The following is a 25397-nucleotide window of genomic DNA, read 5'->3' as shown; positions in this document are numbered from 1 at the left end:
ATGGCTGACGCGGACGCAATCATCGTTGGCGGCGGGCTGGCCGGCCTGGCCGCAGCCGCGGAACTCGGCGATGCCGGCAAGCGCGTGATCATCGTCGAGCAAGAGGGTGGCGGTTTTCTCGGCGGCCAGGCATTCTGGTCGCTCGGCGGCCTGTTTTTGGTCAACACGCCCGAGCAGCGCCGCCTGCGCATCAAGGACAGCCGCGACCTCGCCTGGCAGGATTGGCTGGGTTCTGCCCAGTTCGACCGGCCCGAGGACCATTGGCCAAGGAAAGTGGCGGAAGCCTATGTCGATTTCGCCGCCGGCGAGATGCGGCCGTGGCTCTACGCCATGGGCATGCGCTGGTGGCCGGTGGTCGGCTGGGCCGAGCGCGGCGGCGCGCTGGCCAATGGCCACGGCAATTCAGTGCCGCGCTTCCACCTGACATGGGGCACTGGGCCGGGCGTGGTCGCGCCGTTCGAAAGGCGCGTGCGCGAGCACGTCGCCAAAGGGCTGATCACTTTGAAATTCCGTCATCAGGTCAGCCGGCTGATCAAGACCAACGGCGCGGTCACCGGCGTCGCGGGCGAAATCCTGGAGGCATCCGATGTCGAGCGCGGCAAGCAGTCGAGCCGCACGGCCGTCGGCGATTTCGACCTTTCGGCCGGTGTCGTGATCGTCACCTCCGGCGGCATCGGCGGCAATCATGAGTTGGTTCGCAAGGTCTGGCCGGTCGGGCGGCTGGGGCCGGCGCCGAAGCGTATGGTTGCCGGCGTGCCGCACCATGTCGACGGCCGCATGGTGGCGATCACCCAGGACGCCGGCGGGGCCGTCATCAACGCCGACCGCATGTGGCACTATGTCGAGGGGATCAAGAACTGGAATCCGATCTGGCCGAACCACGGCATCCGCATCCTGTCTGCGCCGTCGCCGCTATGGTTCGACGCTCTCGGACAACGCATGGAGGCGCCGTTCTTCCCGAGCTTCGATTCGCTCGGCACCTTGAAGCGTATCCTGTCGACGGGACACGATTATTCCTGGTTCGTGCTGACCAAGACGATCGCTTCGAAGGAGTTCGTGCTCTCGGGTTCGGAGCAAAACCTCGACTTTACGGCCAAGGATTTTCGGGCCGTGCTGAAGAACCGGCGCGGCGGCAAGGCGCCGCCATCGGTGGCGGCGTTCCTGGAAAAGGGCGAGGACTTCGTCGTCCGCGACAACCTGGCCGACCTGGTCGCCGGGATGAACGCGCTGTCAGGCGACAATCTGCTCGACTACGACCGGCTCAACGCCCAGATCGTGGCGCGCGATCGCGAGGTCGACCATGCCTATACCAAGGATGCGCAGGTCACAGCCATCCGCGGCGCTCGCAACTACATTGGCGACAAGATCTTCCGGGTGACCAAGCCGCACAAGATACTCGATCCCAGGCACGGGCCGCTGATCGCGGTGCGCCTCAACATCCTGACGCGCAAAACGCTTGGCGGCCTGCACACCAATCTCAATTCGCAGGTTCTCGACGGCAATGGCGAACCCATTGCCGGGCTCTATGCGGCAGGCGAGGTGGCCGGCGGCGGTGGCGGCGGCTATCACGGCTACAATGCGCTGGAAGGGACATTTCTCGGCAGCTGCATCTTCTCCGGCAGGAACGCAGGCCGGCACGCCGCGGGCAGGTGACGCGGCTGGCGGGCCAAGAAAAGGTCGATGAGAACAGGACATCCGCCATGTTCCATGGATAGCGACTGCTTTCGATCGCTTGCGGCAACCCAGGCGGTCAGCGAGTTGCGGCTTGCCGGCGCCGACGGTTCCCATGCGCTGGTGCTCGGCGCTGCGGCCCATCAGAGGCCTGCGTTACGCTGGCGCCACCGCGAAATTGAGCTTGAGGTCCTGAAGGCCTGGCCGCAAGGTCGGCCGGGCTACCACTCGGCGAAGGAGCCGTCCTTGTGACGCCAGACCGGGTTGCGCCAGCGGTGGCCTTCCTTGGCCCTTTCCTTGACGTAGTCCTCGTCGATTTCGACGCCGAGGCCGGGACCATCGGGGATTGCGACATAGCCATCCTCGTAGCGAAAGACGTCCTTGTTGGCGGCATAATCGAGCAAATCGTTTGCGGCGTTGTAGTGGATGCCGAGGCTCTGTTCCTGGATGAAGCAGTTGTAGCTGACGGCATCGAGCTGCAGGCAGGCGGCGAGCGCGATCGGGCCGAGCGGGCAGTGCGGCGCGACCGCAATATCATAGGCCTCGGCCATCGCCGCGATCTTGCGGCATTCGGTGATGCCACCGGCATGCGAGAGGTCGGGTTGGATGATGTCGACGGCGCCTTGTTCGAACACCGATTTGAAATCCCAGCGGCTGTAGAGCCTCTCGCCGAGTGCGATCGGCGTCGAGCCGAGGGCGGCGATCTCCTTCAGCGCCTCGCGATTTTCGCTCAGCACCGGCTCCTCGATGAACATCAGCCGGTAGGGTTCCAACTCCTTGACCAGCATGCGCGCCATCGGCCGGTGGACGCGGCCGTGGAAATCGACGGCGATGCCAATGTTGGACCCAACGGCCTCGCGCACCATGGCGACTCGTTCGACAGCCGCATCTATTCTGTCATGGTTGTCGACGATCTGCAGTTCCTCGGTGCCATTCATCTTCAGCGCCTGAAAACCGCGCGCCACCACTTCCCTGGCGCCATCAGCCACTTCCGCCGGCCGGTCGCCGCCGATCCAGGAATAGACCTTGATGCTGTCGCGCAGCTTGCCGCCGAGCAGTTCGTGCACAGGCACGCCGAGCGCCTTGCCCTTGATGTCCCATAGCGCCTGGTCGATGCCGGCAATGGCGCTCATCAGGATCGGCCCGCCGCGGTAGAAGCCGCCGCGATGCATCACCGTCCAATGGTCCTCGATCAGGCGCGGGTCCTTGCCGATCAGATAATCGCCAAGTTCCTTGACCGCTGCCTCGACCGTCAGCGCACGGCCTTCGACCACAGGCTCGCCCCAGCCGGTGACGCCGGCATCAGTCTCGATCTTCAGGAACAGCCAGCGCGGCGGGACGATGTAGGTGGTGAGCGAGATGATTTTCATGCTGGTCTCAGTTGTTCTTGAGTTTCTTGGCGCTGACCAGGTCGCGCGCCGCAAGGTCGAGGATCCGGCCTGCCGCCGCACGCGCCGCCGCGGCATCGCGCATGCGCAGTGCCTCCACCACCTCGCGGTGCGCCGCCACTGCTTCCATGCGCCGAGCGAGCGAAATGGTCGCCGTTGCTTCAAGCGAGAATTTCAGCCCGGTGTCGATCAGATTGCCGATCTGGCGGAAGATCGGGTTGTGGCTCGCGGCATAGACGATCTGGTGGAAGGTGATGTCCGAGCGCGAGAAGGCGGCGAGATCCTCGCCGGCATTGGCCATGCCGCGCCAGGCGGCTTCGAGATCGGCGATCTCCTGCAGCGTCGCACGAGTCGCCGCCAGTTCAGCTACCAGAGGTTCGATGGCGCGGCGCGTCTCGAGGATGGCGTCGAACAATTTGTCGTCCAGCACATGCGGCGCGTGCCAGGCCAGCACCTGCGGGTCGATGATGTTCCAGTTGTCCTGTTCACATACAACCGTGCCGATGCGCGGCCGCGACAGCACCAGCCCCTTGGCGGCCAGCACCTTCAGCGCCTCGCGGATGACGGTGCGGCTGACGCCATATTCGACGCCGAGCTCGTTTTCGGTCGGCAGAGACGAGCCGGCGGGATAGCGTCCGGAAAAGATGTCTGAGGCAAGCGCCTTGGTCACATCGGGCATGACGCGCGGGCGGCGGGTGTCGCCTGATGCCTTCTTCGAAGTTTCGGTCACCTCAGCCCTCCTCCAAGGCGGCGAAACCACTGATCTCGCGTCCCCGGCCTTACCGGATGCGGATGATTTGCGCCAGCGATCCCTGGTCGGAGCATGTAGCTCAATTATCATACCAGATCAATTGACGAGTATGATAAAAAGAATTAGAGACTTTGCATCCGGGCTGAGCGCCCGGCCATCGCTGGGAGGTAATCATGCGACTTCTGAAGACCGCGCTCGTCGCGGGCGCCCTTGCCGTGCTGTCCGTCACGACCATCGCTGCATATGCTCAGGACACCAAGATAGGTTTTATCGTCAAACAGCCCGAGGAGCCGTGGTTCCAGGACGAATGGAAGTTCGCCGACCAGGCCGCCAAGGAGAAGGGTTTTACCCTGGTCAAGATCGGCGCCGAGGACGGTGAGAAGCTGATGTCGGCGATCGACAATCTCGGCGCGCAGGGCGCGCAAGGCTTCATCGTCTGCACACCTGATGTGAAACTCGGCCCCGGCATCGTCGCCAAGGCCGCCGCCAACAATCTCAAGCTGATGACCGTTGACGACCGTCTGGTCGGCGCAGACGGCAAGGCGCTGGAAGACGTGCCGCATATGGGCATTTCGGCGACCAAGATCGGCGAGGCCGTCGGCCAGGCGATCGTCGACGAAATGAAGGCGCGCGGCTGGAAGGCCGACGAGGTTGGCGCCATCCGCGTCTCCTATGATCAGTTGCCGACCGCCGTCGACCGGGTCGAAGGCGCCATCTCGGTGCTCAAGGCCAACGGCTTCAAGGCCGAGAACATCTTCGACGCACCTCAGGCCAAGACCGATACCGAGGCTGCGCTCAATGCGGCGACGGTGGTACTCAACGCCCATGCCGACATCAAGAAGTGGGTCTCCTTCGGCCTCAACGACGAAGCCGTTCTCGGCGCCGTGCGCGCTTCCGAAAGCGTCGGCATCCCGGCCGAAAACGTGATCGGCGTCGGCATTGGCGGCGCGGATTCGGCGATCAACGAGTTCAAGAAGCCGACCGCCACCGGCTTCGTCGGCACGGTGATCATCTCGCCGAAGCGTCACGGCTACGAGACTGCGCTCAACATGTATGACTGGGTCGCCAACAACAAGGAACCCGAGAAGCTCATCCTGACCGCCGGTGCGCTGGCCAAGCGCGACGACTACCAGACGGTCCGCAAGGGTCTCGGCATCGAATAATCCTCCCTGTACAAACAGGCGGCGGCTCACAGTCGCCGCCTGTTTGGCATGGCAAAAGGATAGGCGCCCCATGTCCTTTCTCGACTTCTCGGAAATCACCAAGACCTATCCGGGCGTCAAGGCGCTGTCCGGCGTCTCGTTCAGCGTCGACAAGGGCGTCGTGCACGGCCTGATGGGCGAGAACGGCGCCGGCAAATCCACGCTGATCAAGATCCTGTCGGGCGACCAGCATGCCGATGACGGCGCAATCAGCATCGACGGCAAGGTCCAGGCCTATTCATCGACGAGGGATGCATTCGACAATGGCGTCATCGTCATCCACCAGGAACTGCAGCTGGTCCCTGAGCTCACTGTTGCCGAAAACCTCAGCCTCGGCCGCTTCCCCGCCAACGCCGGCATCATCGCCCGTGCCAGGATGCTGGACGATGTTGGCGCCAAGCTGAAATCAGCCGGCATCGACATCGATATCAGCCGCAAGGTCAAGACGCTGTCGATCGGCGAGCGCCAGATGGTCGAGATCGCCAAGGCGATCATGCTCGACGCGCGCGTCATCGCTCTGGACGAGCCGACCTCGTCATTGTCGTCGCGCGAAAGCGAAATCCTGTTTGCCCTGATCGACCGCCTGCGCGGCGAGGGCAAGGTCATCATCTATGTCTCGCACCGGCTGGACGAAGTGTTCCGCCTCTGCGACAGCCTGACCGTGCTGCGCGACGGCAAGCTCGCGGCGCACCATGCGTCGCTGAAAAACGTCACACGCGACCAGGTCGTCGCCGAAATGGTCGGCCGCGAAATCTCCGATATCTGGGGGTTTCGCCCACGCCCGGCCGGCGATGTCCGGCTGAAGGTCGACGCTGTTTGCGGAGTAAAACTGACGACGCCCGCCAGCTTCGAGGCGAGGGCGGGCGAGATCGTCGGCTTCTTCGGCCTGATCGGCGCGGGGCGCTCGGAACTGATGCGGCTGGTGTTCGGCGCCGACCCGCGCTCAGGTGGCACCATTACCGTTGATGGCAAGGTCGTGCATGCCACCGATCCGCATGACGCGATCCGCGCCGGGATCGTTTTGTGCTCGGAAGACCGCAAGCATGACGGCATCATCCAGGGCCGCTCGATCGAGGAGAACATCAACATCTCGTCGCGGCGTCATCACACACGCTTCGGAATCTTGAACCGCGCTAGCGAGATCGCCACCGCCGAGACCTTCATCAAGAAGCTCAAGGTGCGCACGCCGTCGCGCAAGCAGGACATCATCAACCTCTCCGGTGGCAACCAGCAGAAGGTCATTCTCGGCCGCTGGCTGTCGGAGCAGGGCGTGCGCGTGCTTATCGTCGACGAGCCGACACGCGGTATCGATGTCGGCGCCAAAGCGGAAATCTACGAACTGCTCTACCAGCTTGCCGAAGACGGCATGGCGATCGTCGTCGTCTCGTCTGAACTGCCGGAAGTGATGGGCATTTGCGACCGCATCCTGGTGATGTGCGGCGGGCGCATCAGCGCCGAACTCGCGCGCGACCAGTTCGCCGAAAAAGCGATCCTGGCCGCCGCTCTTCCCGATCAGAAAACCCCCGACGCGATCGCATCCTGAGGATCTTTGCCATGACCGATCAGTTGAAGAAGATCCTGCTCGGCGAACAGGGCCTCGTCGTGATCTTCATCGTCGCCTTCGCGCTGGTGTCGCTGCTGGTGCCGAATTTTCTGACCGACCGCAACATGCTCGGCCTGCTGCAATCGGTGGTCACCGTCGGCATCGTCGCCTGCACGATGATGTTCTGCCTCGCCGCGCGCGACTTCGACCTCTCGGTCGGTTCGATCGTTGCTTTCGCCGGCATGGTCGCGGTGATGGCGTCGAACTATACCGGATCGATCATCCTCGGGCTTCTTGCGGCAATCGCCTGCGGCGCCTTCGTCGGCTTCATCAACGGCGTCGTCATCGCCAAGTTCCGCATCAACGCGCTGATCACGACGCTTGCTACCATGCAGATCGTGCGCGGCCTTGCGCTGATCGCATCCGATGGCCGCGCCGTCGGCATCAACAGCCCGGATTTCTACCAACTGGCGCTGTCGAAGCTGTTCGGCATTCCGACGCCGGTCTGGGTCCTGGCCGTGCTGTTCTGCATCTTCGGTTTTGTCCTCAATCGTACCGTGTTCGGCAAGAACACGCTGGCCATCGGCGGTAACCCGGAGGCTTCGCGCCTGGCCGGCGTCAATGTCGACTGGACGCGCATCTGGATCTTTGCGCTGCAAGGCGTGGTTTGCGGCATCGCCGGCATCCTTCTGGCCTCGCGCATCACGTCGGGCCAGCCCAATGCGGCGGTGGGGCTTGAACTATCGGTCATCTCGGCCTGCGTGCTCGGCGGCGTCTCGCTTGCCGGCGGCCGCGCCACCATGTCGGGCGTCATCGTCGGCGTGCTGATCATGGGCATCGCCGAAAACGCCATGAACCTGCTCAACATCCCAGCCTTCTACCAATACATTGTGCGCGGCGTGATCCTGCTGCTTGCCGTTTTGCTCGACAATCTGCGTTCGTCGGCACTGGGCCGGCGCTGATCCGTCTTCCAGTGGAGTGACAGCCATGGCTGAGCGCCTGTCCGGCAAACGCATCTTCCTCACCGGCGCCGCGCAAGGCATCGGGCTTGCCATCGCCGAGGCCTGCCTGGCCGAAGGGGCAAAACTGTTCCTGGTCGATCGCGACGGCGCGCTGCTGGACAAAACGGTCGCCGGCCTTGCCGCACCGCAGGGCCATGTCGGACATACCGCAGCCGACATCAGCGACGGGGCCGCGATTGCCGCTGCCGTCAGCCGGGCGACCGACGCGATCGGGCCGATCAACGCGCTGATCAACAATGCCGGGATGAATGTGTTCTCGACGCCGCTCGAGGCGACCGAGGAGGAGTGGAATCGCAATTTCGATGTCAACGTCAAAGGCGCCTGGAACTGCGCCAAGGCGGTGCTGCCGGCAATGATCGCAAATGGCGGTGGCGCGATCCTCAACATCGCCTCGACGCACAGCTTCACCATCATCCCTCATACCTTCCCCTATCCCGTGGCCAAGCACGCGCTGCTTGGGCTGACCAAGTCGCTGGCGCTGGAATATGCCGGGCAGGGCGTGCGCGTGAACGCGCTGGCGCCCGGTTATGTCGAGACGCAGAAGGCGACCGACTATTGGAACAGTTTTGCCGATCCGGTTGCGGCGCGCGCCAAGACGCTGGCGCTGCATCCCGGCGGCCGCATCGCCTCGGCGCGCGAGATCGCGCTGGCCGCTGTGTTCATGATTTCTGAGGAGTGCCCGTTCATGAACGCGGCGACCCTCGTCGTCGATGGCGGCCTCAGCCAGCTACAGCATCCCGCCTGAACGCTGGAGAGGCTCTATTTCTACCGCATCGACCGCCGGCCTAATGGAGCAAGCAGTCGCGATCAGAAACGCTCGCGATAGGCGCGCGGATTGGTGCCCAGCACGCGCAGAAAGCCGCGCCGCATGGTTTCTTCCGAGCCGAAACCGCAGCGGCGGGCCGTCTGGTTGACGGGCTGGCCCCGCTCCAGCATCCGCCGCGCCGCCTCGATCCGGATCTCCTCGATCGCGCGGGCAGGTGTCCGGCCGGTGGCCTCGCGATAGCGCCGCGAGAAGCTGCGCGGGCTCATATTGGCGTGGTCGGCCAACTGCGTGAGCGACAGGTCACCGGCCAGATTTTCGAGGATCCAGCCATGCAGCCGGTCGAAGCGCCCGTCGCCTTGCTGCAGCTTGAGGGTCTGGCTGAATTGCGCCTGGCCACCGGGACGTTTCAGGAAGACCACCAACTCGCGCGCCACGCCGAGCGCCGTGTGCCGGCCAAGGTCGGCCTCGACGAGGGAGAGGGCGAGATCGATCCCCGCCGTTACGCCGGCGGATGTCCAGACATTGCCGTCGCGGATGAAGATCGGATCGGGTTCGAGTCGGACCGCGGGAAAGCGCCGGGCGAACTCCGCGCAGCGTCCCCAATGGGTCACCGCGCGGCGGCCGTCGAGCAGGCCAGCCGTCGCCAGCAGCATGGCGCCGCTGCAGACGGAAGCGGTTCGGGTGGCATCGCGCGAGCGACCGGCGATCCACTGGACCAGCACGGGATCGTCGCAGGCCGCGTTGACGCCCCATCCTCCGGGGACAAGCAGCGTGTCGATCTTACCTCCGTGGGTTGGCAGCACTGCTGCCTCCAGCACGAGACCGGCCGATGTCCGGATGCGCGGTGAGGCGGCGACGACCACGACCTCGTAAGGAGCCGGTTCGCCGGCCTGCCTTTTGAAATCATTGGCGCTGGCAAAGACCTGCAGCGGTCCGCTGACGTCGAGGAGCTGGATGTCGGGATAGGCAAGTACTTCGATACGGCGCATTGGTTTGGCCCGAAGCGAGGGATGAATGGCAATCGTGCCAAACCATGATGCCGTAGATTGCCGGAAGTCAACCCACGGAGATTTCCATGCCCCTTCGTTTCGGCATCCTCGTATTCCCCGACGTCCAACAACTCGACCTCACCGGCCCATACGAAGTCCTGGCATCGGCCAAGGATGCCGAGGTGGAACTGATCTGGAAGGATCGCAACCCGGTGACGTCATCGACGCGCCTCTCGCTGACGCCAACCGCGACCTTTGACGATTGCCGGCCCCTCGACGTGCTGTGCATTCCTGGCGGGGGCGGGGTCAACGCGCTGCTGGAGGACCAGACAGTCCTCGATTTCGTGTGGGAGCGCGCGGGGCAGGTGCGCTACATCACCTCCGTTTGCAGCGGTGCCCTGGTGCTTGGGGCGGCCGGACTGCTGAGGGGCAAGCGCGCGACCACGCACTGGTATGCGCATGCTTTCCTTGAGGAGTTCGGAGCGATCCCGGTCGACGAGCGTATCGTCGAAGACGGCAAGCTCATCACCGCCGGCGGCGTCACTTCGGGGATCGACTTCGGCCTGGCGCTGGTTGCGAGGCTGCTTGGACAGGAGGAGGCCGAGATCGTGCAGCTCTCGCTCGAATACGCCCCGGCTCCTCCCTTTCGGTCCGGCACGCCCGCCGAGGCGTCGCCTGCGGTGCTGGCGCAGGCAAAAAAGCGCCTCTCTGGTTCGAGGCGGGTTCGCGAGGCAATCTTCGCTCGCTGGCGCGAGGCTCGCGCCGCCGCTGCGCCGGCGCGCATCCACGGCTGAAGCAGCAAGGCCGAAGGTGCATCCCCTGGCCCTTCGGCCTCGCTGCGTTTCCACTGTTGACAGGTCCCTTCGTCTGTGCAGAAATTGGTTGGACCATTGAACCACTTCGGTAATAGCCCCGGTGACCGAATTCAGCCTTCCGCCGATCCAGACGACGGCCCGCGACGACGCGGTGCTGAAGGCGTTGGCCGGCTTCGTCATGCGCGAGAAGCTGGAACCCGGTGAGAGGCTGCCGACCGAACGCATCCTCGCTGAGCGTCTGAAGGTCAGCCGCAACACGGTGCGCGAGGCGCTGACGCGCTGGGAAGGGCTTGGCCTGGTCGAGCGCCGGCAGGGCTCGGGCACCTATCTCAAGGCCGCCGTCTCGCTCGACATGCTGCACATGCCGCTGACGCTTGCCGGCGGCAATGATTTCACCGGCCTGATGCGCACGCTGGAAATCCGCCGCGCGCTGGAAGCGGAAGCCGCCGCCCTTTGCGCCATTCGTGCCGACAAGGACGACCTCGCCGAGATCGAGCGCAAGCTCGACATCATGGAGGAAGAGTTTCTCAGCCGCGCCGGCATGTCGTCGGAAGAGGACTGGGAATTCCATCAGGCGATCTACCGCGCCTGCGGCAATCCGCTGTTCGAGCAGATTATCGCCGCCATGCACGAACTGTTCCACCGCTTCTGGGAACATCCGCTCGGCGTGCGCGATTTCGGCCACGCAAGCTTTCCCTACCACCGCACCATGTTCGACTGCATCGCCGCGCACGATCCGGAAGGCGCCCGGGCCGAAGCGCTGAAGCTGATCGCCACGGTCGAGGACGATTTGAAGCGCGGCGCCGCCAACCTCAAACTTTCGGTCCGCACATGAACGAGCACAGCTTCGACCCAGGCATTTCCGGCAGCGACTATCTCGCCGAGGCGGCGACGCTTCTGGCGCATGACGACCCGTTCCCTGGCAATGCGGTGGTGCCGCCGATCTACCAGACCTCGCTGTTCACCTTCGCCAGCTATGCCGACATGGCCGACACCTTTGCCGGGCGCAGGAAGCAGCCGATCTATTCGCGCGGCGACAACCCGACGGTGATGGAATTCGAGTCACGCGTCGCAGCGCTCGAAGGTGCGGAAGCCGCGCGCGGATTCTCCAGCGGCATGGCGGCGATCAGCGCGACATTGCTTGCCTTTGTCGGCGCCGGCGAGCGCATCGTTGCGGTGCGCAACTGCTATGGTGACGCCTACCGACTGTTCGAGCGGTTGTTCCCGCGCCTGCACATCAAGGTCGACTATGTCGACGGCTCCGATCCGGATGCGGTGGCCGCGGCTCTTCCCGGCGCCAAACTGCTCTACCTGGAAAGCCCGACCTCGATGACGTTCGAGCTGCAGGATCTCGAACATCTGACGCGGCTGGCGAAAGAGCAGGGCATCGTCACCACCATCGACAATTCCTGGGCGACGCCGGTGTTCCAGAAGCCGATCCTGCACGGCGTCGATCTGGTGCTGCATTCCGCCTCGAAATATCTCGGCGGTCACAGCGACACCGTCGCCGGCGTGGTGGCCGGCTCGGCCGCTCACATCAAGCATATCAACGACCAGACCTATTCGCAGCTCGGCGCAAAGCTGTCGCCCTTCGAGGGCTGGCTGCTGTTGCGCGGCCTGCGCACGCTGCCGCTGAGACTGCCGCATCACATGAAGAGCGGGCTCATCATCGCCGAGCGCTTGAAGGCGCATGACAAGGTCGAGCGGGTCAATCATCCCGCCTATTCCAACCATCCCGGCAAGAAGACGCTTGCCGGCTATGCCGGGCTGTTCTCCTTCGAGGTGACGGAGGATGTCGACATTCCCGCTTTCGTCGATGCGCTGAAATTTTTCCGCATCGGCGTCAGCTGGGGCGGTCATGAAAGCCTCGTCTTGCCGGCAAAGGCCTCGCTCGAGCAGACACCGGGTCTCAATTCGATGGCGCGCTTCGGCGTCAGCCCCCGAACCATCCGCTTCAATGTCGGATTGGAAAGCGTCGAAGACCTCTGGGCCGACATCGGCCAGGCCTTCGACAAAGCAAAAAAATGACTGGGTTCAAAATGGGAGTTCTGAACATGAAACGACTGAGCATCATGCTTGCCACCGCTGCCGGCCTGGCGATGTCCGCCAGCGGCGCATTGGCCGACACCACCCTCAAGCTGGTCGAGGTCATCACCAGCCCGCAGCGCACCGAATTCCTGAAGAAGCAGATCGCCGAGTTCGAGGCCGCCAATGCCGGCGTCAAGGTCGAGGTGGTCTCGCTGCCCTGGGGCCAGGCGTTCGAGAAGTTCCTCACCATGGTGCAGGCCGGCGATACGCCCGACATCGTCGAGATGCCGGAGCGCTGGATGGGCCTGTACGCCACCAACGGACAGCTCGAGGATCTCGGCCCTTACATGGCCAAATGGGACGACGCCAAGACGCTGGGCGACCGCGCCAAGCAATTCGGCTCGACCGTCAACAACACCCAGTTCATGATCCCGTACGGCTACTATGTGAATGCGCTGTTCTGGAACAAGAAGTTGTTCAAGGAGGCCGGTCTCGACGGCCCGCCGGCGACACTCGACGACTTCATCGCCGACTCCAAGAAGATCTCCGCCATTCCAGGCAAGTACGGCTATTGCCTGCGCGGTGGGCCGGGCGCCTTCAACGGCATGCACATGTTCATGAACATCGCCGCTGGCAAGGGCGGCTACTTCAACGAGGACGGCACCTCGACCATCAACGAGGAGGGCTCGGTCAAGGGCCTGCAGATGCTGGCCGACATGTACAAGGACGGGCTGGCGCCCAAGGATGCGGTGAGCTGGGGCTTCAACGAGACCGTCACCGGCTTCTATTCCGGCACCTGCGCCATGCTCAACCAGGATCCGGATGCGCTGATCGGCATCGCCGACAAGATGAGCGCCGACGATTTTGCCGTGGCACCGCTGCCTGTGGGACCGAGCGGCAAGTCCTATCCGACGCTGGGCTATGCCGGCTGGGCGATGTTCGCCAATTCGCAGCACAAGGACGATGCCTGGAAGCTGATGGCGACGCTGCTCTCGCCCAAGGACAATCTGGAATGGGCCAAGGAAGTCGGCGTCGTGCCGATCCACAACGGCGCCGACCAGGACGCCCATTTCAAGACCGAGCAGTTCAAGGGCTGGTTCACCGAGCTCAGCGACACTTCCAAATATGAAATGGTGACGCCGCCGACACATCTGGAGAACCTCGGCAATTTCGTCGACCAGGTGGCGATCAAGAATTTCCAGGAAGTGCTGCTCGGCCAGAAGTCGGCCAAGGACGTTGCCGACCAGTGGGCCGCGTTCCTGACCAAGGAACAGCAGGACTGGCTGGCCAAGAACAAGAAGTAGTTCTTCTTCCTTCTCCCCCGTTCACGGGGAGAAGGTGGCCCGAATGCATGTCGCCCAAAAGTGCGTAGCGGTTTTGGGACAACGACATGCACACACAGGCCCGGATGAGGGGCAGCACCAGCACCCCAAGGCTGGCGCCGCCCCTCATCTGCCTGCCCGTCCTCCGCAGCAGCTGCGCTGCAGCTACGGAGGGTGGACCGGCATCTTCCTCGTGAGCGGGTAGGACGCTTGTCGCCAATCCCGGCGCTCCTCCAGGAGACGATTTAGCACCCAATGACCTACGCCGTGTCCGAAATACGATCCGCCGGCCGGCCGCGAAAGAAGCGGCTGACGCATGCGGCCATCGAGCCCTGGCTTTATCTCAGCCCGGCGATCGTTCTGCTGGTCGTGGTGCTGCTGGTGCCGCTGATCATCGGCATCAGCTATTCGTTCCGGAAGTTCTCCGCCTTCAAATCCGAATATGTCGGTCTAGGCCAGTACCAGGCGATGCTGACCGACCAGGTGCTGGGGCAGGCGCTGGTCAACACGCTCTGGTGGACCGTCGCCAGCCTGTTCTTCCAGTTCTTCCTCGGCCTGGGTCTGGCGTTGCTGCTCGACAAACCGTTTGTCGGGCGCAAGTTCGTGCAGGCGGTGGTGTTCCTGCCCTGGGCGGTGCCATCCTTCCTGTCGGGCCTGACCTGGGCATGGCTGTTCAACCCGATCATCGGCCCGCTGCCGCACTGGCTGTTTGCGCTCGGGCTGAAGGCCGAGCCGACCAATGTGCTGTCCGATCCGGCCACCGCCATGTGGGGGCCGATCATCGCCAACATCTGGTTCGGCATTCCGTTCTTCGCCATCACGCTGCTGGCGGCGCTGAAGTCGATCCCGTCGGAACTGCATGAGGCGGCCGCAATCGACGGCGCTTCGCCCTGGCAGCGCTTCACCAAGGTGACGCTGCCGTTCCTGGCGCCGACCATCGTCATCACCGTCATGCTGCGTACGATCTGGATCGCCACCTTCGCCGATCTGATCTTTGTCATGACCGAGGGCGGGCCGGCAGGCTCGACCAGCACGGTGCCGGTCTACATCTATGTCAGTGCCTTCAAGTCGCTGGACAAGGGCTATGCCTCCGCGGTGGCGGTGCTGCTCTTGATCTTGCTGATCGCCTATGCGATCGCGCTGATCGCCATCCGCCGCTTGCTGGTGAGGCACGTCTGATGATTGCCGGACGCTCCACCTCCTCGCGCATCTTCAGCGGCATCGGCCTCTACGCGGCGATTGCCGCCTATATGATCTTTGCGCTGTTTCCGATCTTCTGGACGCTGAAGATTTCGGTAACGCCGGAGCGGCTGCTCTATTCCGAGGGCATCACGCTGTGGCCGTCGCAGACCACCTTCCGCAACTTCATCACTGTCCTGGAAGCCTCTGACTTCCCCCGCTATTTCCTCAACAGCGTTATCGTCTCGGTGTCGACGGCGGCCCTGGTGACAGTCATCGCCACGCTCGCCGGCTACGCCATGTCGCGCTTCACCTTTCGCGGCAAGGCAACGCTGGCGATCATGCTTTTGCTGACGCAAACCTTTCCGCTGGTGATGGTCATTCCGCCGATCTACCGCGTCATGGGCGAGCTTGGCCTGACCAACAGCCTGGTCGGTCTGATCATCATCTACACGGCTTTCAACACCGCCTTCGCCACCTTCCTGATGCAGTCCTTCTTCGACGGCATTCCGAAGGATCTGGAGGAAGCGGCGATGATCGACGGCTGCACGCGGGCGCAGGCGATGCGCAAGGTGATCGTGCCGCTGACCTTGCCCGGCATGGGCGCCACGCTTGGCTTCGTCTTCACCGCCGCCTGGAGCGAATTGCTGTTCGCGCTGATGCTCATTTCCAGCGACGACCAGAAGACCTTTGCCGTCGGCCTGCTCACCTATATCGGCAAGTTCGCCGTCGACTGGGGGCAGATGATGGCGGCGTCGATCCTGGCGCTGATCCCGGTCTGCATCTTCTTCGCCTTCCTGCAACGCTATCTCGTCACCGGCCTCACCGCCGGCGCGGTCAAAGGATAATCGATGGCTTCCGTCACGCTGCAAAACGTCGAGAAGGACTACGGTTCGCTGCGCATCCTGCACGGCGTCGACCTCGAGATCGCCGATGGCGAGTTCGTCGTGCTGGTCGGCCCGTCCGGCTGTGGCAAGTCGACCCTTTTGCGCATGATTGCCGGGCTGGAGGAGGTGTCGGGCGGCGAGATCCATATCGGCGATCGGCTGGTCAACGATGTCGCGCCGAAGGACCGCGATATTGCCATGGTGTTCCAGTCCTACGCGCTCTATCCGCACATGGATGTGTCGTCGAACATGGGCTTCAGCCTGCTTTTGAAGAAGGCGGAGAAGACGACGATCGACGGCAGGGTAGGGGCGGCGGCCAAGCGCCTCGGCCTCGACAGTTTCCTCGGACGTCTGCCCAGGCAACTGTCCGGCGGCCAACGCCAGCGCGTCGCCATGGGCCGCGCCATCGTGCGCGATCCCAAAGTGTTTCTGTTCGACGAGCCGCTCAGCAATCTCGACGCCAAATTGCGCGTGCATATGCGCGCCGAGATCAAGGCGCTGCACCAGCAGCTCAAGACCACATCGGTCTATGTCACCCACGACCAGATCGAAGCCATGACCATGGCCGACCGGATCGTCGTCATGCATGACGGCTATGTGCAGCAGGTCGGCCATCCCCTGGAACTCTACGATCGGCCGATCAATACTTTTGTGGCCGGCTTCATCGGCTCGCCCGGCATGAATTTCTTTCCGGCGACAGTCGCCATGGGCGGCAAGGTGGATGCGGTGCTGGCCGACGGCCAGAAGCTGAGATTGCCGGATGGATTGCCGCTCACGGATGGTGACAAGCTCACCGTCGGGTTACGGCCGGAGCACATCCAGCTGGCTGACGACGGAGGGCTCATGGCAGAGGTCGAGGTGGTCGAGCCGCTCGGCCTGTCGACGCAGTTCTATGTCCGGCTCGCCAGCCAACTGGTTTGTGTCTTCGTCATGGGACGCAGCACTATCCGACCGGGCGATACGGTGCGGCTGTCTGCCGATCCGGCGGCGCTGCATCTGTTCGATCCTGCAAGCGGCAACCGCATCGGCTGATGACGGCCATCCGGCCTGTTTTCCGAGCATGATCTCTTCCGAAAACCGGGATCTACTTTTCGGGATCAGGCTCTAGCGAAGGCTGCCCAGGCTGGCATACATGCCGGTGGTGCGGAACTGCGTCGGGTTGATGCCGTAGAGCCGGCGGAAGACTTTCGAGAAATAGTTGGCGTCCTCGAAGCCGCACAGGATGGCGACCTCCTTGACTGGCAGGAAATCGGCTTTGGTTAGCAGCTTCGCCGCCCGCTGCAGCCGCTGCTGCAGCACGAACTCGGCCGGCGGAACGCCTTCGCTCTCGGCGAAGCAGCGCGAGAAATGGGCGCGGCTGAGGCCGCTGATCTGGACGAGCTCAGCCACGGGCAAGGGCTTGTCGAGATTGGCGTTGATATGATCGATGACCGGCTGCATGACGCTCTGTTTCTCAGTGAAGGCGTGCGAGCCGAAGACATCGTCGTAAAGCGCCATCGCCGCCTCATAGGCGATTGCCGAAGCAGCGCCAGGCGAAGCGCCGCCCTTGATCAGGCGCAGGCTGCAATCGGCGAGATGATCGATCGTCTCCGGCTGCAGCCGAAACACCGGGCCGGAGACGCTAAGTATGGATTTGTGGACGCGCAGCGCCTCCTCGCCATTCATCGAGATCCAGAAATATTCCCAGCGGTCGCCCTTCTCCAGCCAGTAGCGATGGTTGTGCGGCACCAGCACCAGCAGCGTGTCGTTGGCCTGCAGGCGGTAGTTGCGGTTCTCGTAGCGCAGCTGGCCGGTGCCGCTGATCGTGTGCTGCAGCACGGTAAACGGCGTCTGGCCGCGCTTGCGCCCATCCCAGTCGTAAGTCACGCCCTCGCGTACTTCATAGCCGGTGCTGGTCGGCATGGCATGCAGGCGCTGGCGGCCGCGCGGCAGCGAAATGGTGCGCATCAATTGTCCGTTGGCGATCAGATCATGCAGCACAAAATTACCCTCGAAAGCATAATCGTTCTCTGGCCGCGCCCTGGAATAACGGCATAATCCAAATCCTGAGAACGCGAAAGACCCGCGGTCGAGGAGCGGGCGGGGAGGAGAACGAGCCGGAATTCCGGCTCGAATGGCATGCGCGCCGAGGCGAGCCGCCATTCCCTTTCCTGTTGCTCCTTACCCGGCATTCGAATGCATCGAGGTGAGGTGATGAGTTTCAAAATCGCTATTATCGGCGCCGGCAGCGTCGGCTTCACCAAGAAGCTGTTCACCGATATTTTGTGCGTCCCGGAATTCAGCGACATCGAATTCGCGCTGACCGATCTCAGCGAACACAATCTGCAAATGATCAAGGCGATCCTCGACCGCATCGTCGAGGCCAACAAGCTGCCGACCAGGGTGACGGCGACGACCGACCGCCGCAAGGCGCTGGAAGGCGCGCGCTACGTCATCAGCTGCGTGCGGGTGGGCGGGCTCGAAGCCTATGCCGACGATATCCGCATTCCCTTGAAATACGGCATCGACCAGTGCGTCGGTGACACGATTTGCGCCGGGGGCATCCTCTACGGCCAGCGCAACATCCCGGTCATCCTCGACTTCTGCAAGGATATATTGGAGGTCGCCGAGCCAGGCGCCAAATTCCTCAACTATGCCAACCCGATGGCGATGAACACCTGGGCGGCGATCGAATATGGCAAGGTCGATACGGTCGGCCTCTGCCACGGTGTCCAGCACGGCGCCGAACAGATCGCCGAAGTGCTCGGCGCCAAGTCGCACAGCGAACTCGATTATGTCTGCTCCGGTATCAACCACCAGACCTGGTTCATCGATTTGCGGCTCAACGGCCGCAAGATCGGCAAGGACGAACTGGTGGCTGCCTTCGAGGCGCATCCGGTCTATTCGCAGCAGGAAAAGCTGCGCATCGACGTGCTGAAGCGCTTCGGCGTCTACTCCACCGAAAGCAACGGTCATCTCTCCGAATATCTGCCCTGGTATCGCAAGCGGCCGGACGAAATCACCCGCTGGATCGACATGTCCGATTGGATCCATGGCGAGACCGGCGGCTATCTTCGCTACTCCACGGAAACCCGCAACTGGTTCGAGACGGAATATCCGCAATTCCTCGAAGCGGCGTCGAAGCCGCTCGACGTATCGAAGCGCTCGAACGAGCATGCCAGCCATATTCTCGAAGCGCTGGAGACGAACCGCGTCTATCGCGGCCACTTCAACGTCAAGAACACCGGCATCATCACCAATCTGCCGCAGGACGCGATCATCGAATCGCCCGGTTTCGTCGATCGCTTCGGCATCAACATGGCGTCAGGCATCACGCTGCCGGAAGCCTGCGCGGCCACCTGCATGGCTTCGATCAACGTTCAGCGCATGTCGGTGCATGCGGCTGTTACGGGCGACATTGACCTGCTCAAGCTCGCGGTGCTGCACGATCCGCTGGTGGGTGCGGTGTCGACGCCGGAAGAGGTCTGGCAGATGGTCGACGAGATGGTCGTCGCCCAGGCGCGTTGGCTACCGCAATACGCCGATGCCGTGCCGGCCGCCAAGGAGCGGCTTTCGAAATCGATGGTGAAAACCCGCGACTGGGCGGGTGCGGCGCGGCGCAAAGTGCGCTCGATCGAGGAACTGCGCGCCGAAAAAACGGCCCTGAAACAGGCCGGCTGAGAATGCTGGCAGGCGGACAGCGGGAGGCCGGTTCGCCAATCAGCCGTCATGAATAGATGCGGCAGCAGCAGACGTCGAAACATCTGGGAGGAACACAATGAGGAACTTTCGTGGAATTGGCATTCTCGCCGGTCGAAGAATTGGCATTCTCGCCGGGCGAAGAATTGGCATTCTCGCCGGGCTGGCGCTGAGCGTCTCGGCATTGGCGCTTGGCAGTGCATACGCGTCCGAGCCGACCACGCCGCCGGCGCCGGCGGCGTTTCCCGCCGAGGGCAAGATCAAATACGTCGCCCGCGATTCCATCCTGGAGTTCAAGGCGCTGCCCGAATATCACGAGCCCGAGTGGGTCACCGAGAAATACGTCAAGACTGGCAAGCTGCCGCCGGTCAAGGATCGCCTGCCGAAGGAGCCGCTGGTGTTCAAGACCGGCAACATGCCGGACGGCATCGGCGTTTATGGCGACACCATGCGCCACGTCATTGGCGGCCGGCCGGAAGGCTGGAATTATGGCGCCGGCCAGACCCAAGGATGGGGCGGCATCGACATCGGCCTTTCGGAATGCCTGACGCGCACCGCGCCTTTGTTCCAGGTCGAGGCCAAGGACACCGAGCCGCTGCCCAACCTCGCCAGGAGCTGGGACTGGTCGAAGGATGGCCACACGCTGACCATGCACCTGGTCGAAGGCGCCAAATGGTCTGACGGCGTTGCCTTCAATGCCGACGATGTCATGTTCTACTGGGACGATGAGGTCGTCGACCCCAATGTCTCGCCGTTGAACGGCGCCACAGCGGAAACCTTCGGTGTCGGCACGACGCTGAAGAAGGTCGACGACTACACCGTCGAGTGGACCTTCAAGGACGCTTTCCCCAAACAGTATCTCTACGCCATGGCCTATGGCACCTTCTGCCCCGGCCCAGCGCATATCCTCAAGCCGCAGCATCCGAAGTACTCGAAGAATACCTACGAGCAGTTCAAGAACGCGTTCCCGCCGGAATATATGAACATTCCGGTGATGGGCGCCTGGGTGCCGGTGGAGTATAGGCCCGACGACATCATCGTCTTGCGCCGCAATCCCTACTACTGGAAGGTCGACGAGAAGGGCAACCAGCTGCCCTATCTCAACGAACTGCACTACAAGCTGTCGACCTGGGCCGACCGCGACGTGCAGGCGGTGGCAGGGGCCGCCGACTTCTCCAACCTCGAGCAGCCGGAGAATTTCGTCGCTTCGCTGAAGCGAGCGGCGGACAAGGACGCGCCGGCCCGGCTCGCCTTTGGCCCGCGCCTGATCGGCTACAATCTGCGCATGAACTTTTCCGCCAATGGCTGGGGCAATCCCGACGAACGCGGCCAGGCGATCCGCGAGCTCAACCGCAATGAGGACTTCCGCAAGGGCATCACCATGGCGCTCGACCGCAAGGCGCTCGGCGACTCGCTGGTCAAGGGGCCGTTCACCGCCATCTACCCCGGTGGCTTTTCCTCGGGCACCAGCTTCTATGACCGCAACTCGACCGTCTACTATCCCTTCGACATCGAGGGCGCCAAGGCGGAACTGGCCAAGGCTGGTCTCAAGGATACGGATGGCGACGGCTTCGTGAACTTCCCGGCCGGGACCGCCGGCGGCAAGAATGTCGAGATCGTGATGCTGGTCAACAATGACTACGGCACTGACAAGAGCCTCGCCGAAGGCGTCGTCGGCCAGATGGAAAAGCTTGGCATCAGGGTCGTGCTCAACGGCCTCAACGGCACCCAGCGTGATGCCTCGCAATATTCCGGCCGCTTCGACTGGCTGATCAGGCGCAACGAGCAGGAGCTGACTTCCGTCGTGCAGAATACCGTGCAACTCGCGCCCGTCGGACCCAAGACCAGCTGGGATCACCGCGCGCCCGAAAGCGGCGTGGTCGACCTGATGCCGTTCGAAAAGGAGCTTGTCGACATCGTCAGCAAGTTCGTCTCCTCGTCAGACAATGACGAACGCGCCAGCCTGATGAAGACGTTCCAGAAGATCTCGACGGAGCATGTCTACAATATCGGACTGACCGAATATCCGGGCGCCCTGATCATCAACAAGCGCTTCTCCAACATCCCGCAGGGAACGCCGATCTTCATGTTCAACTGGGCCGAGGATTCGATCGTGCGCGAACGCGTCTTCGTCGCCGCCGACAAGCAGCAGAAATACGAACTCTTTCCCGACCAGCTTCCCGGCAAGCCCGGCGACAAGGGTCCGACGAACTGAGTTTCCTCCCCTGGCTGACGCCCGGCCGCGCTGCGCGCGCGGCCGGGACGGAGTAAGGTCAGCGGCAACAGATTAGATCCAAGGAGGAGAAACGGTCCGATGCTGCGATTCCTGGCCATGCGCATAGCATCGGCGGTGCCGGTCATGGTCATCCTGAGCCTGGTCACCTTTGCCATCATCCAGGCGCCGCCGGGCGACTATGCCGACTATATCCGTTCACAGCTCATCAACCAGGGCGGGGCGTCTTTTGCCGAAGCCGACGCGCAGGCGCAGGCCTATCGGGTCGAGCACGGCCTCGATAAACCGCTGCCCGTCCAGTACCTGAACTGGGTCGCCGGCATCATCACCCGCGGCGATTTCGGCTACAGCCTCTATTACAACAAGCCGGTCGCCGCCGTGGTCGGCGAGCGGCTGCCGCGCACGCTGCTGCTGGCATTGGTCTGCCATCTGCTGGCGTCGGTGCTCGGCATCACCTTCGGCATCTGGGCGGCGACCAGGCAATACACCTGGATTGACTCGGCGCTGTCGGCAATCTCCTTCCTCGGCATGACGGTGCCGCGCTTCCTGATGGCGCTGATCATCGTCTATCTCCTGGTCTTCCAGTTCAACGTGTCGGAGATCGGCAGCTTCTTCTCGCCGCAATATGGCGGCGCGCCGTGGTCGTGGGCGAAATTCGCCGACCTCGTCAAGCATGTCTGGCCGGTGGTGGCGATCGCCACCTTCGGCGGGCTCGCCTACAATATGCGCGTCATGCGCGGCAATCTGCTCGATACGCTGAACGCGCAATATGTCGAGACGGCCAAGGCCAAGGGCCTGACCGGCAGCGCCGTCGTCATGCGCCATGCCGTGCCCAACGCGCTGCACCCGCTCATCATGTATCAGGGCGTGGTGCTGCCCTACATGCTGACCGGCGAGATCGAGACGGCGATCATCTTTGCGTTGCCGACGGTCGGGCCGGCCATCGTCGGCTCGATGGCGGTCGGCGACGTCTACGTCACGGCGACCTTCATGATGGTGCTGTCGGCAACGCTGATCGTCGGCAACATCATCGCCGACATGCTGCTCGCGCTGCTCGATCCGCGCGTGCGCCAGTTCAGGGAGAGCTAGATGCTGGCGCGCGACCCATCCCCGCCGCCGCCCCCGGCTGAAGCAACCGCGATTGCGACCCCGCGCGGCAATGAGAGCTATATGGCGCTGGTCTGGCGCCGGCTGAGGCGCTCCTGGACCGGCATGGCCGGGCTGATCCTGGTCGTGCTTCTGGTGCTGATGGCGCTGTTTGCCGATTTCTTCGCGCCGATGGACCCCAAGGTGACCGATGTCGCTTTCGCCCCGCCGCAAGTGATGAGTTTTCACGACAGAGACGGGAATTTCGTGCTCCAGCCGCGGGTCTATGCGCTGGCGGATTCTGCAGACCTCGACCCGGTCACCTTCCAGCCGGTCGTCGGGCCGGATTACGAGCATCCGCGCCTGCTCGGCTTCTTCGTCAAGGGCGCCGACTACCGGCTGCTTGGCCTATTCCCCGCCAACCGGCATTTCTTCGCTTCGGCCAACGGCCAGCCGGTGCATTTTCTCGGCACCGACAAATTCGGCCGCGATGTGCTGTCGCGCGCCGTCCAGGGCTCGCGCGTCTCGCTGATGATCGCGCTGACGGTGGTGTTCATCATCACCGTCATCGGCACCACGGTCGGCATGGTCTCGGGCTATTTCGGCGGCCGCTTCGACGTCTGGATGCAGCGCTTTGTCGAGCTGGTGCTCGCCTTCCCGCAATTGCCGCTCTATCTTGCGCTGACGACGCTGATCCCGGTGACCGCGCCGACCAACGTCTTCCTCGCCTTCGTCATCATCGTCATGTCGGCGCTGGGCTGGGCGCAGATGTCGCGCGAGGTGCGCGGCAAGACGCTGGCGCTGGCGCGGATCGACTATGTGCGCGCCGCCATGGCGGTCGGCGCCACCGACATGCGCATCATCATGCAGCACATTTTCCCCAATGTGATGAGCCACGTCATCGTCGCCGTGACGATCGCCATCCCGACGGTGGTGCTGCTCGAAGCCTTTCTCGGCTTCCTCGGCTTCGCGGTGAAGCCGCCGCTGATCTCGTGGGGGCTGATGCTGCAGGACACGGCTACCTATTCGGTCATCGGTACCTATCCGTGGATCCTGTCGCCGGTCGGCTTCGTGCTGATCACTGTCTTTGCCTTCAACGCGCTGGGCGACGGCCTGCGCGATGCCGTCGATCCTTATTGAGGTGGCCGGGATGACTGTAGCGCTCGCAGCCACCTTCGCACCAGCCGTCCGGCTCGACCATGCCGGCCGCCACGACCACCCCATCATCGATGCCCGCAACATCGAGGTCGCCTTCAAGGTCGAGCACGGCGTCGTCGACGCGGTGAAGGATGTCTCGTTCCAGCTCTATCGCGGGGAGACGATCGCCATCGTCGGCGAGTCCGGTTCCGGCAAGTCGGTGACGGCGCGCGCTGTCATGGGGCTCTTGTCAAAGCGGGCCACCGTGTCGCCGAAATCCACCATCCACTATTGCGGGCAGGACATACTGAAATTCCCCGAGAGCGCCCGGCGCAAGTTGCGCGGCAATCGCATCTCTATGATCTTCCAGGAGCCGATGAGCTCGCTCAACCCGATCTATACGGTCGGCAGTCAGATCGTCGAGGCGATCAGAGTGCATCGAAAGGTCAGCCGCAAGCAAGCCTGGGCGCGGGCGCTCGAGCTTTTGCGGCATGTCCAGATCCCCGAGCCGGAAGCGCGCATCAAACAGTATCCGCACCAGATGTCGGGCGGGCAGCGCCAGCGCGTGATGATCGCCATGGCGCTCGCCAACGACCCCGATGTGCTGATCGCCGACGAGCCAACGACAGCGCTCGACGTCACGGTGCAGGCGCAGATCCTCAATTTGATCCGCAATCTGCAAAAAGAACTCAGGATGGCGGTCATCCTGATCACCCACGACCTCACCGTGGTGCGAAAATTCTCCGACTATGTCTATGTCATGCAGCATGGCGAGATGTGCGAGCACAACGTCACCGAGCGGCTGTTCGCCGACCCGCAGCATGCCTATACGAAGCGGCTGCTCGCTTCAGAGCCGCACGGCAAGCCGCAGCCGCTGCCGGAAAACAGCGGCACCATCCTCGAGGCCCGCGATATGCGCGTCTGCTTCATGCTGCGCCATGGCAGCTTCCTGAAGCCGGACTGGCGCGAACTGGTCGCCGTCGACGATCTCGGCCTGAAACTTTGCCGCCACGAAACACTGGGGCTGGTCGGCGAATCCGGCTCCGGCAAGACCACCTTCGGTCTCGCCTTGCTCAGGCTCACCGAGGCCAAGCGCGGCGAGGTCAGCTTCGACGGCCAGCCGATCCACGGCCTGTCGCGCGCGGAGATGCGGCCGCTGCGCTCGCGCATGCAGGTCGTTTTTCAGGATCCGTTCTCGTCGCTCAACCCGCGTATGACGATCGGCCAGATCATCGAGGAAGGGCTGGTCGTCAACAGGATCGGCGCGACACGGCGCGAGCGGGTCGGTCGGGTGCGCGACGCCCTGGTCAGCGCCGGCATGCCCGGCGATATCCTGTCGCGGTTCCCGCACGAATTTTCCGGCGGCCAGCGGCAGCGCATCGCCATTGCCCGAGCCATCGCGCTGGAGCCCGAATTCATCCTGCTCGATGAACCGACATCGGCGCTCGACCTTTCGGTGCAGGCGCAGATCATCGACTTGTTGCGCAAGCTGCAGGACGAACGCGGCCTTAGCTATCTCTTCATTTCGCACGACCTCAAGGTGGTGCGCGCGCTCTGCCATCGCGTCATCGTCATGCAGAACGGCAAGATCGTCGAACAGGGACCCGTCGACGAGGTCCTCACCCATCCCAAGACCGCCTACACCGAACGGCTCGTCAGGGCCGCCTTCGACGTGGCGTAGCAAAGTGCCGGAGGCTTAA

Annotated in this window: 21 protein-coding genes; 17 read left to right on the top strand and 4 right to left on the bottom strand. The window is 63.3% G+C overall.

The window, feature by feature from the left end; all coding sequences use genetic code 11:
* The gene (locus AC3CCE_RS23940; RefSeq protein WP_023702125.1) at positions 1 to 1653 is read left to right on the top strand and encodes an FAD-binding dehydrogenase; all 1653 of its coding nucleotides are present in this window, start codon (positions 1 to 3) and stop codon (positions 1651 to 1653) included.
* A gap of 239 nt (positions 1654 to 1892) precedes the next feature.
* Here AC3CCE_RS23940 and dgoD read toward each other — a convergent pair whose 3' ends face one another.
* Positions 1893 to 3041 (bottom strand): galactonate dehydratase, encoded by a 1149-nt coding sequence (gene dgoD / locus AC3CCE_RS23935; RefSeq protein WP_023685304.1) that lies wholly within the window; start codon positions 3039 to 3041, stop codon positions 1893 to 1895.
* 7 nt (positions 3042 to 3048) lie between these two features.
* Positions 3049 to 3738 carry a FadR/GntR family transcriptional regulator gene (locus tag AC3CCE_RS23930; RefSeq protein WP_245266096.1) on the bottom strand — a complete coding sequence of 230 codons (690 nt, stop codon included), beginning with the start codon at positions 3736 to 3738 and terminating at the stop codon, positions 3049 to 3051.
* A gap of 245 nt (positions 3739 to 3983) precedes the next feature.
* Between AC3CCE_RS23930 and AC3CCE_RS23925 the strand changes: the two genes are divergently transcribed.
* The 4 genes from AC3CCE_RS23925 (at position 3984) to AC3CCE_RS23910 (ending at position 8322) form a co-directional block, all read left to right on the top strand.
* Positions 3984 to 4973 carry an arabinose ABC transporter substrate-binding protein gene (locus tag AC3CCE_RS23925; protein WP_023668118.1) on the top strand — a complete coding sequence of 330 codons (990 nt, stop codon included), beginning with the start codon at positions 3984 to 3986 and terminating at the stop codon, positions 4971 to 4973.
* Between the two features lie 70 nt (positions 4974 to 5043).
* Entirely contained in the window at positions 5044 to 6555 is a 1512-nt protein-coding gene (gene araG, locus AC3CCE_RS23920; RefSeq protein ID WP_352512525.1) for an L-arabinose ABC transporter ATP-binding protein AraG, read from the top strand.
* An 11-nt stretch (positions 6556 to 6566) separates the two neighbouring features.
* Complete coding sequence (gene araH / locus AC3CCE_RS23915) at positions 6567 to 7517, top strand: L-arabinose ABC transporter permease AraH (protein ID WP_023815856.1); 951 nt, start codon at positions 6567 to 6569, stop codon at positions 7515 to 7517.
* A 25-nt stretch (positions 7518 to 7542) separates the two neighbouring features.
* The gene (locus tag AC3CCE_RS23910; RefSeq protein WP_023739508.1) at positions 7543 to 8322 is read left to right on the top strand and encodes an SDR family oxidoreductase; all 780 of its coding nucleotides are present in this window, start codon (positions 7543 to 7545) and stop codon (positions 8320 to 8322) included.
* A gap of 62 nt (positions 8323 to 8384) precedes the next feature.
* On the opposite strand, the gene AC3CCE_RS23905 is transcribed toward AC3CCE_RS23910, so the two are convergent.
* Positions 8385 to 9332, bottom strand: a complete 948-nt coding sequence (locus AC3CCE_RS23905) for a GlxA family transcriptional regulator (RefSeq protein WP_023685300.1) — start codon at positions 9330 to 9332, stop codon at positions 8385 to 8387.
* An 86-nt stretch (positions 9333 to 9418) separates the two neighbouring features.
* Between AC3CCE_RS23905 and AC3CCE_RS23900 the strand changes: the two genes are divergently transcribed.
* From AC3CCE_RS23900 to AC3CCE_RS23870, 7 genes are all read left to right on the top strand, one after another.
* Positions 9419 to 10126: a DJ-1/PfpI family protein gene (locus AC3CCE_RS23900; RefSeq protein WP_023685299.1), complete on the top strand. Its 708-nt coding sequence runs from the start codon at positions 9419 to 9421 to the stop codon at positions 10124 to 10126.
* A gap of 121 nt (positions 10127 to 10247) precedes the next feature.
* Complete coding sequence (locus tag AC3CCE_RS23895) at positions 10248 to 10982, top strand: FadR/GntR family transcriptional regulator (protein ID WP_023668124.1); 735 nt, start codon at positions 10248 to 10250, stop codon at positions 10980 to 10982.
* Positions 10979 to 12175: a PLP-dependent transferase gene (locus AC3CCE_RS23890; RefSeq protein WP_352626346.1), complete on the top strand. Its 1197-nt coding sequence runs from the start codon at positions 10979 to 10981 to the stop codon at positions 12173 to 12175. Before AC3CCE_RS23895 ends, AC3CCE_RS23890 begins: the two co-directional genes overlap by 4 nt.
* Before the next feature lie 26 nt (positions 12176 to 12201).
* A complete protein-coding gene (locus AC3CCE_RS23885; RefSeq protein WP_023685297.1) occupies positions 12202 to 13479 on the top strand; it encodes an ABC transporter substrate-binding protein in 1278 nt (425 codons plus the stop codon).
* Between the two features lie 273 nt (positions 13480 to 13752).
* Positions 13753 to 14676 (top strand): carbohydrate ABC transporter permease, encoded by a 924-nt coding sequence (locus AC3CCE_RS23880; RefSeq protein WP_352626345.1) that lies wholly within the window; start codon positions 13753 to 13755, stop codon positions 14674 to 14676.
* Positions 14676 to 15524 carry a carbohydrate ABC transporter permease gene (locus tag AC3CCE_RS23875; protein WP_023668128.1) on the top strand — a complete coding sequence of 283 codons (849 nt, stop codon included), beginning with the start codon at positions 14676 to 14678 and terminating at the stop codon, positions 15522 to 15524. Before AC3CCE_RS23880 ends, AC3CCE_RS23875 begins: the two co-directional genes overlap by 1 nt.
* Before the next feature lie 3 nt (positions 15525 to 15527).
* Complete coding sequence (locus AC3CCE_RS23870) at positions 15528 to 16595, top strand: ABC transporter ATP-binding protein (RefSeq protein ID WP_352626344.1); 1068 nt, start codon at positions 15528 to 15530, stop codon at positions 16593 to 16595.
* A 72-nt stretch (positions 16596 to 16667) separates the two neighbouring features.
* Here the strand turns inward: AC3CCE_RS23870 and AC3CCE_RS23865 are convergent, their stop codons facing one another.
* Positions 16668 to 17510: an AraC family ligand binding domain-containing protein gene (locus tag AC3CCE_RS23865; RefSeq protein WP_081725414.1), complete on the bottom strand. Its 843-nt coding sequence runs from the start codon at positions 17508 to 17510 to the stop codon at positions 16668 to 16670.
* A gap of 246 nt (positions 17511 to 17756) precedes the next feature.
* Between AC3CCE_RS23865 and melA the strand changes: the two genes are divergently transcribed.
* From melA to AC3CCE_RS23840, 5 genes are all read left to right on the top strand, one after another.
* Positions 17757 to 19223, top strand: coding sequence for an alpha-glucosidase/alpha-galactosidase (gene melA / locus AC3CCE_RS23860; RefSeq protein ID WP_023687911.1), 1467 nt, complete (start codon positions 17757 to 17759; stop codon positions 19221 to 19223).
* 97 nt (positions 19224 to 19320) lie between these two features.
* A complete protein-coding gene (locus AC3CCE_RS23855; RefSeq protein ID WP_488377207.1) occupies positions 19321 to 21456 on the top strand; it encodes an ABC transporter substrate-binding protein in 2136 nt (711 codons plus the stop codon).
* A 99-nt stretch (positions 21457 to 21555) separates the two neighbouring features.
* Positions 21556 to 22563 carry an ABC transporter permease gene (locus AC3CCE_RS23850; protein ID WP_023696253.1) on the top strand — a complete coding sequence of 336 codons (1008 nt, stop codon included), beginning with the start codon at positions 21556 to 21558 and terminating at the stop codon, positions 22561 to 22563.
* Positions 22564 to 23700 carry an ABC transporter permease gene (locus AC3CCE_RS23845; protein ID WP_352626343.1) on the top strand — a complete coding sequence of 379 codons (1137 nt, stop codon included), beginning with the start codon at positions 22564 to 22566 and terminating at the stop codon, positions 23698 to 23700.
* Between the two features lie 10 nt (positions 23701 to 23710).
* The gene (locus AC3CCE_RS23840; RefSeq protein WP_352626342.1) at positions 23711 to 25378 is read left to right on the top strand and encodes an ABC transporter ATP-binding protein; all 1668 of its coding nucleotides are present in this window, start codon (positions 23711 to 23713) and stop codon (positions 25376 to 25378) included.
* Positions 25379 to 25397: the final 19 nt, after the last annotated feature.

The organism is Mesorhizobium sp. P160187 (assembly GCF_057766425.1).
Note: the sequence above shows the minus strand (reverse complement) of the source record. Positions and strands in the feature narration are given on the sequence as shown.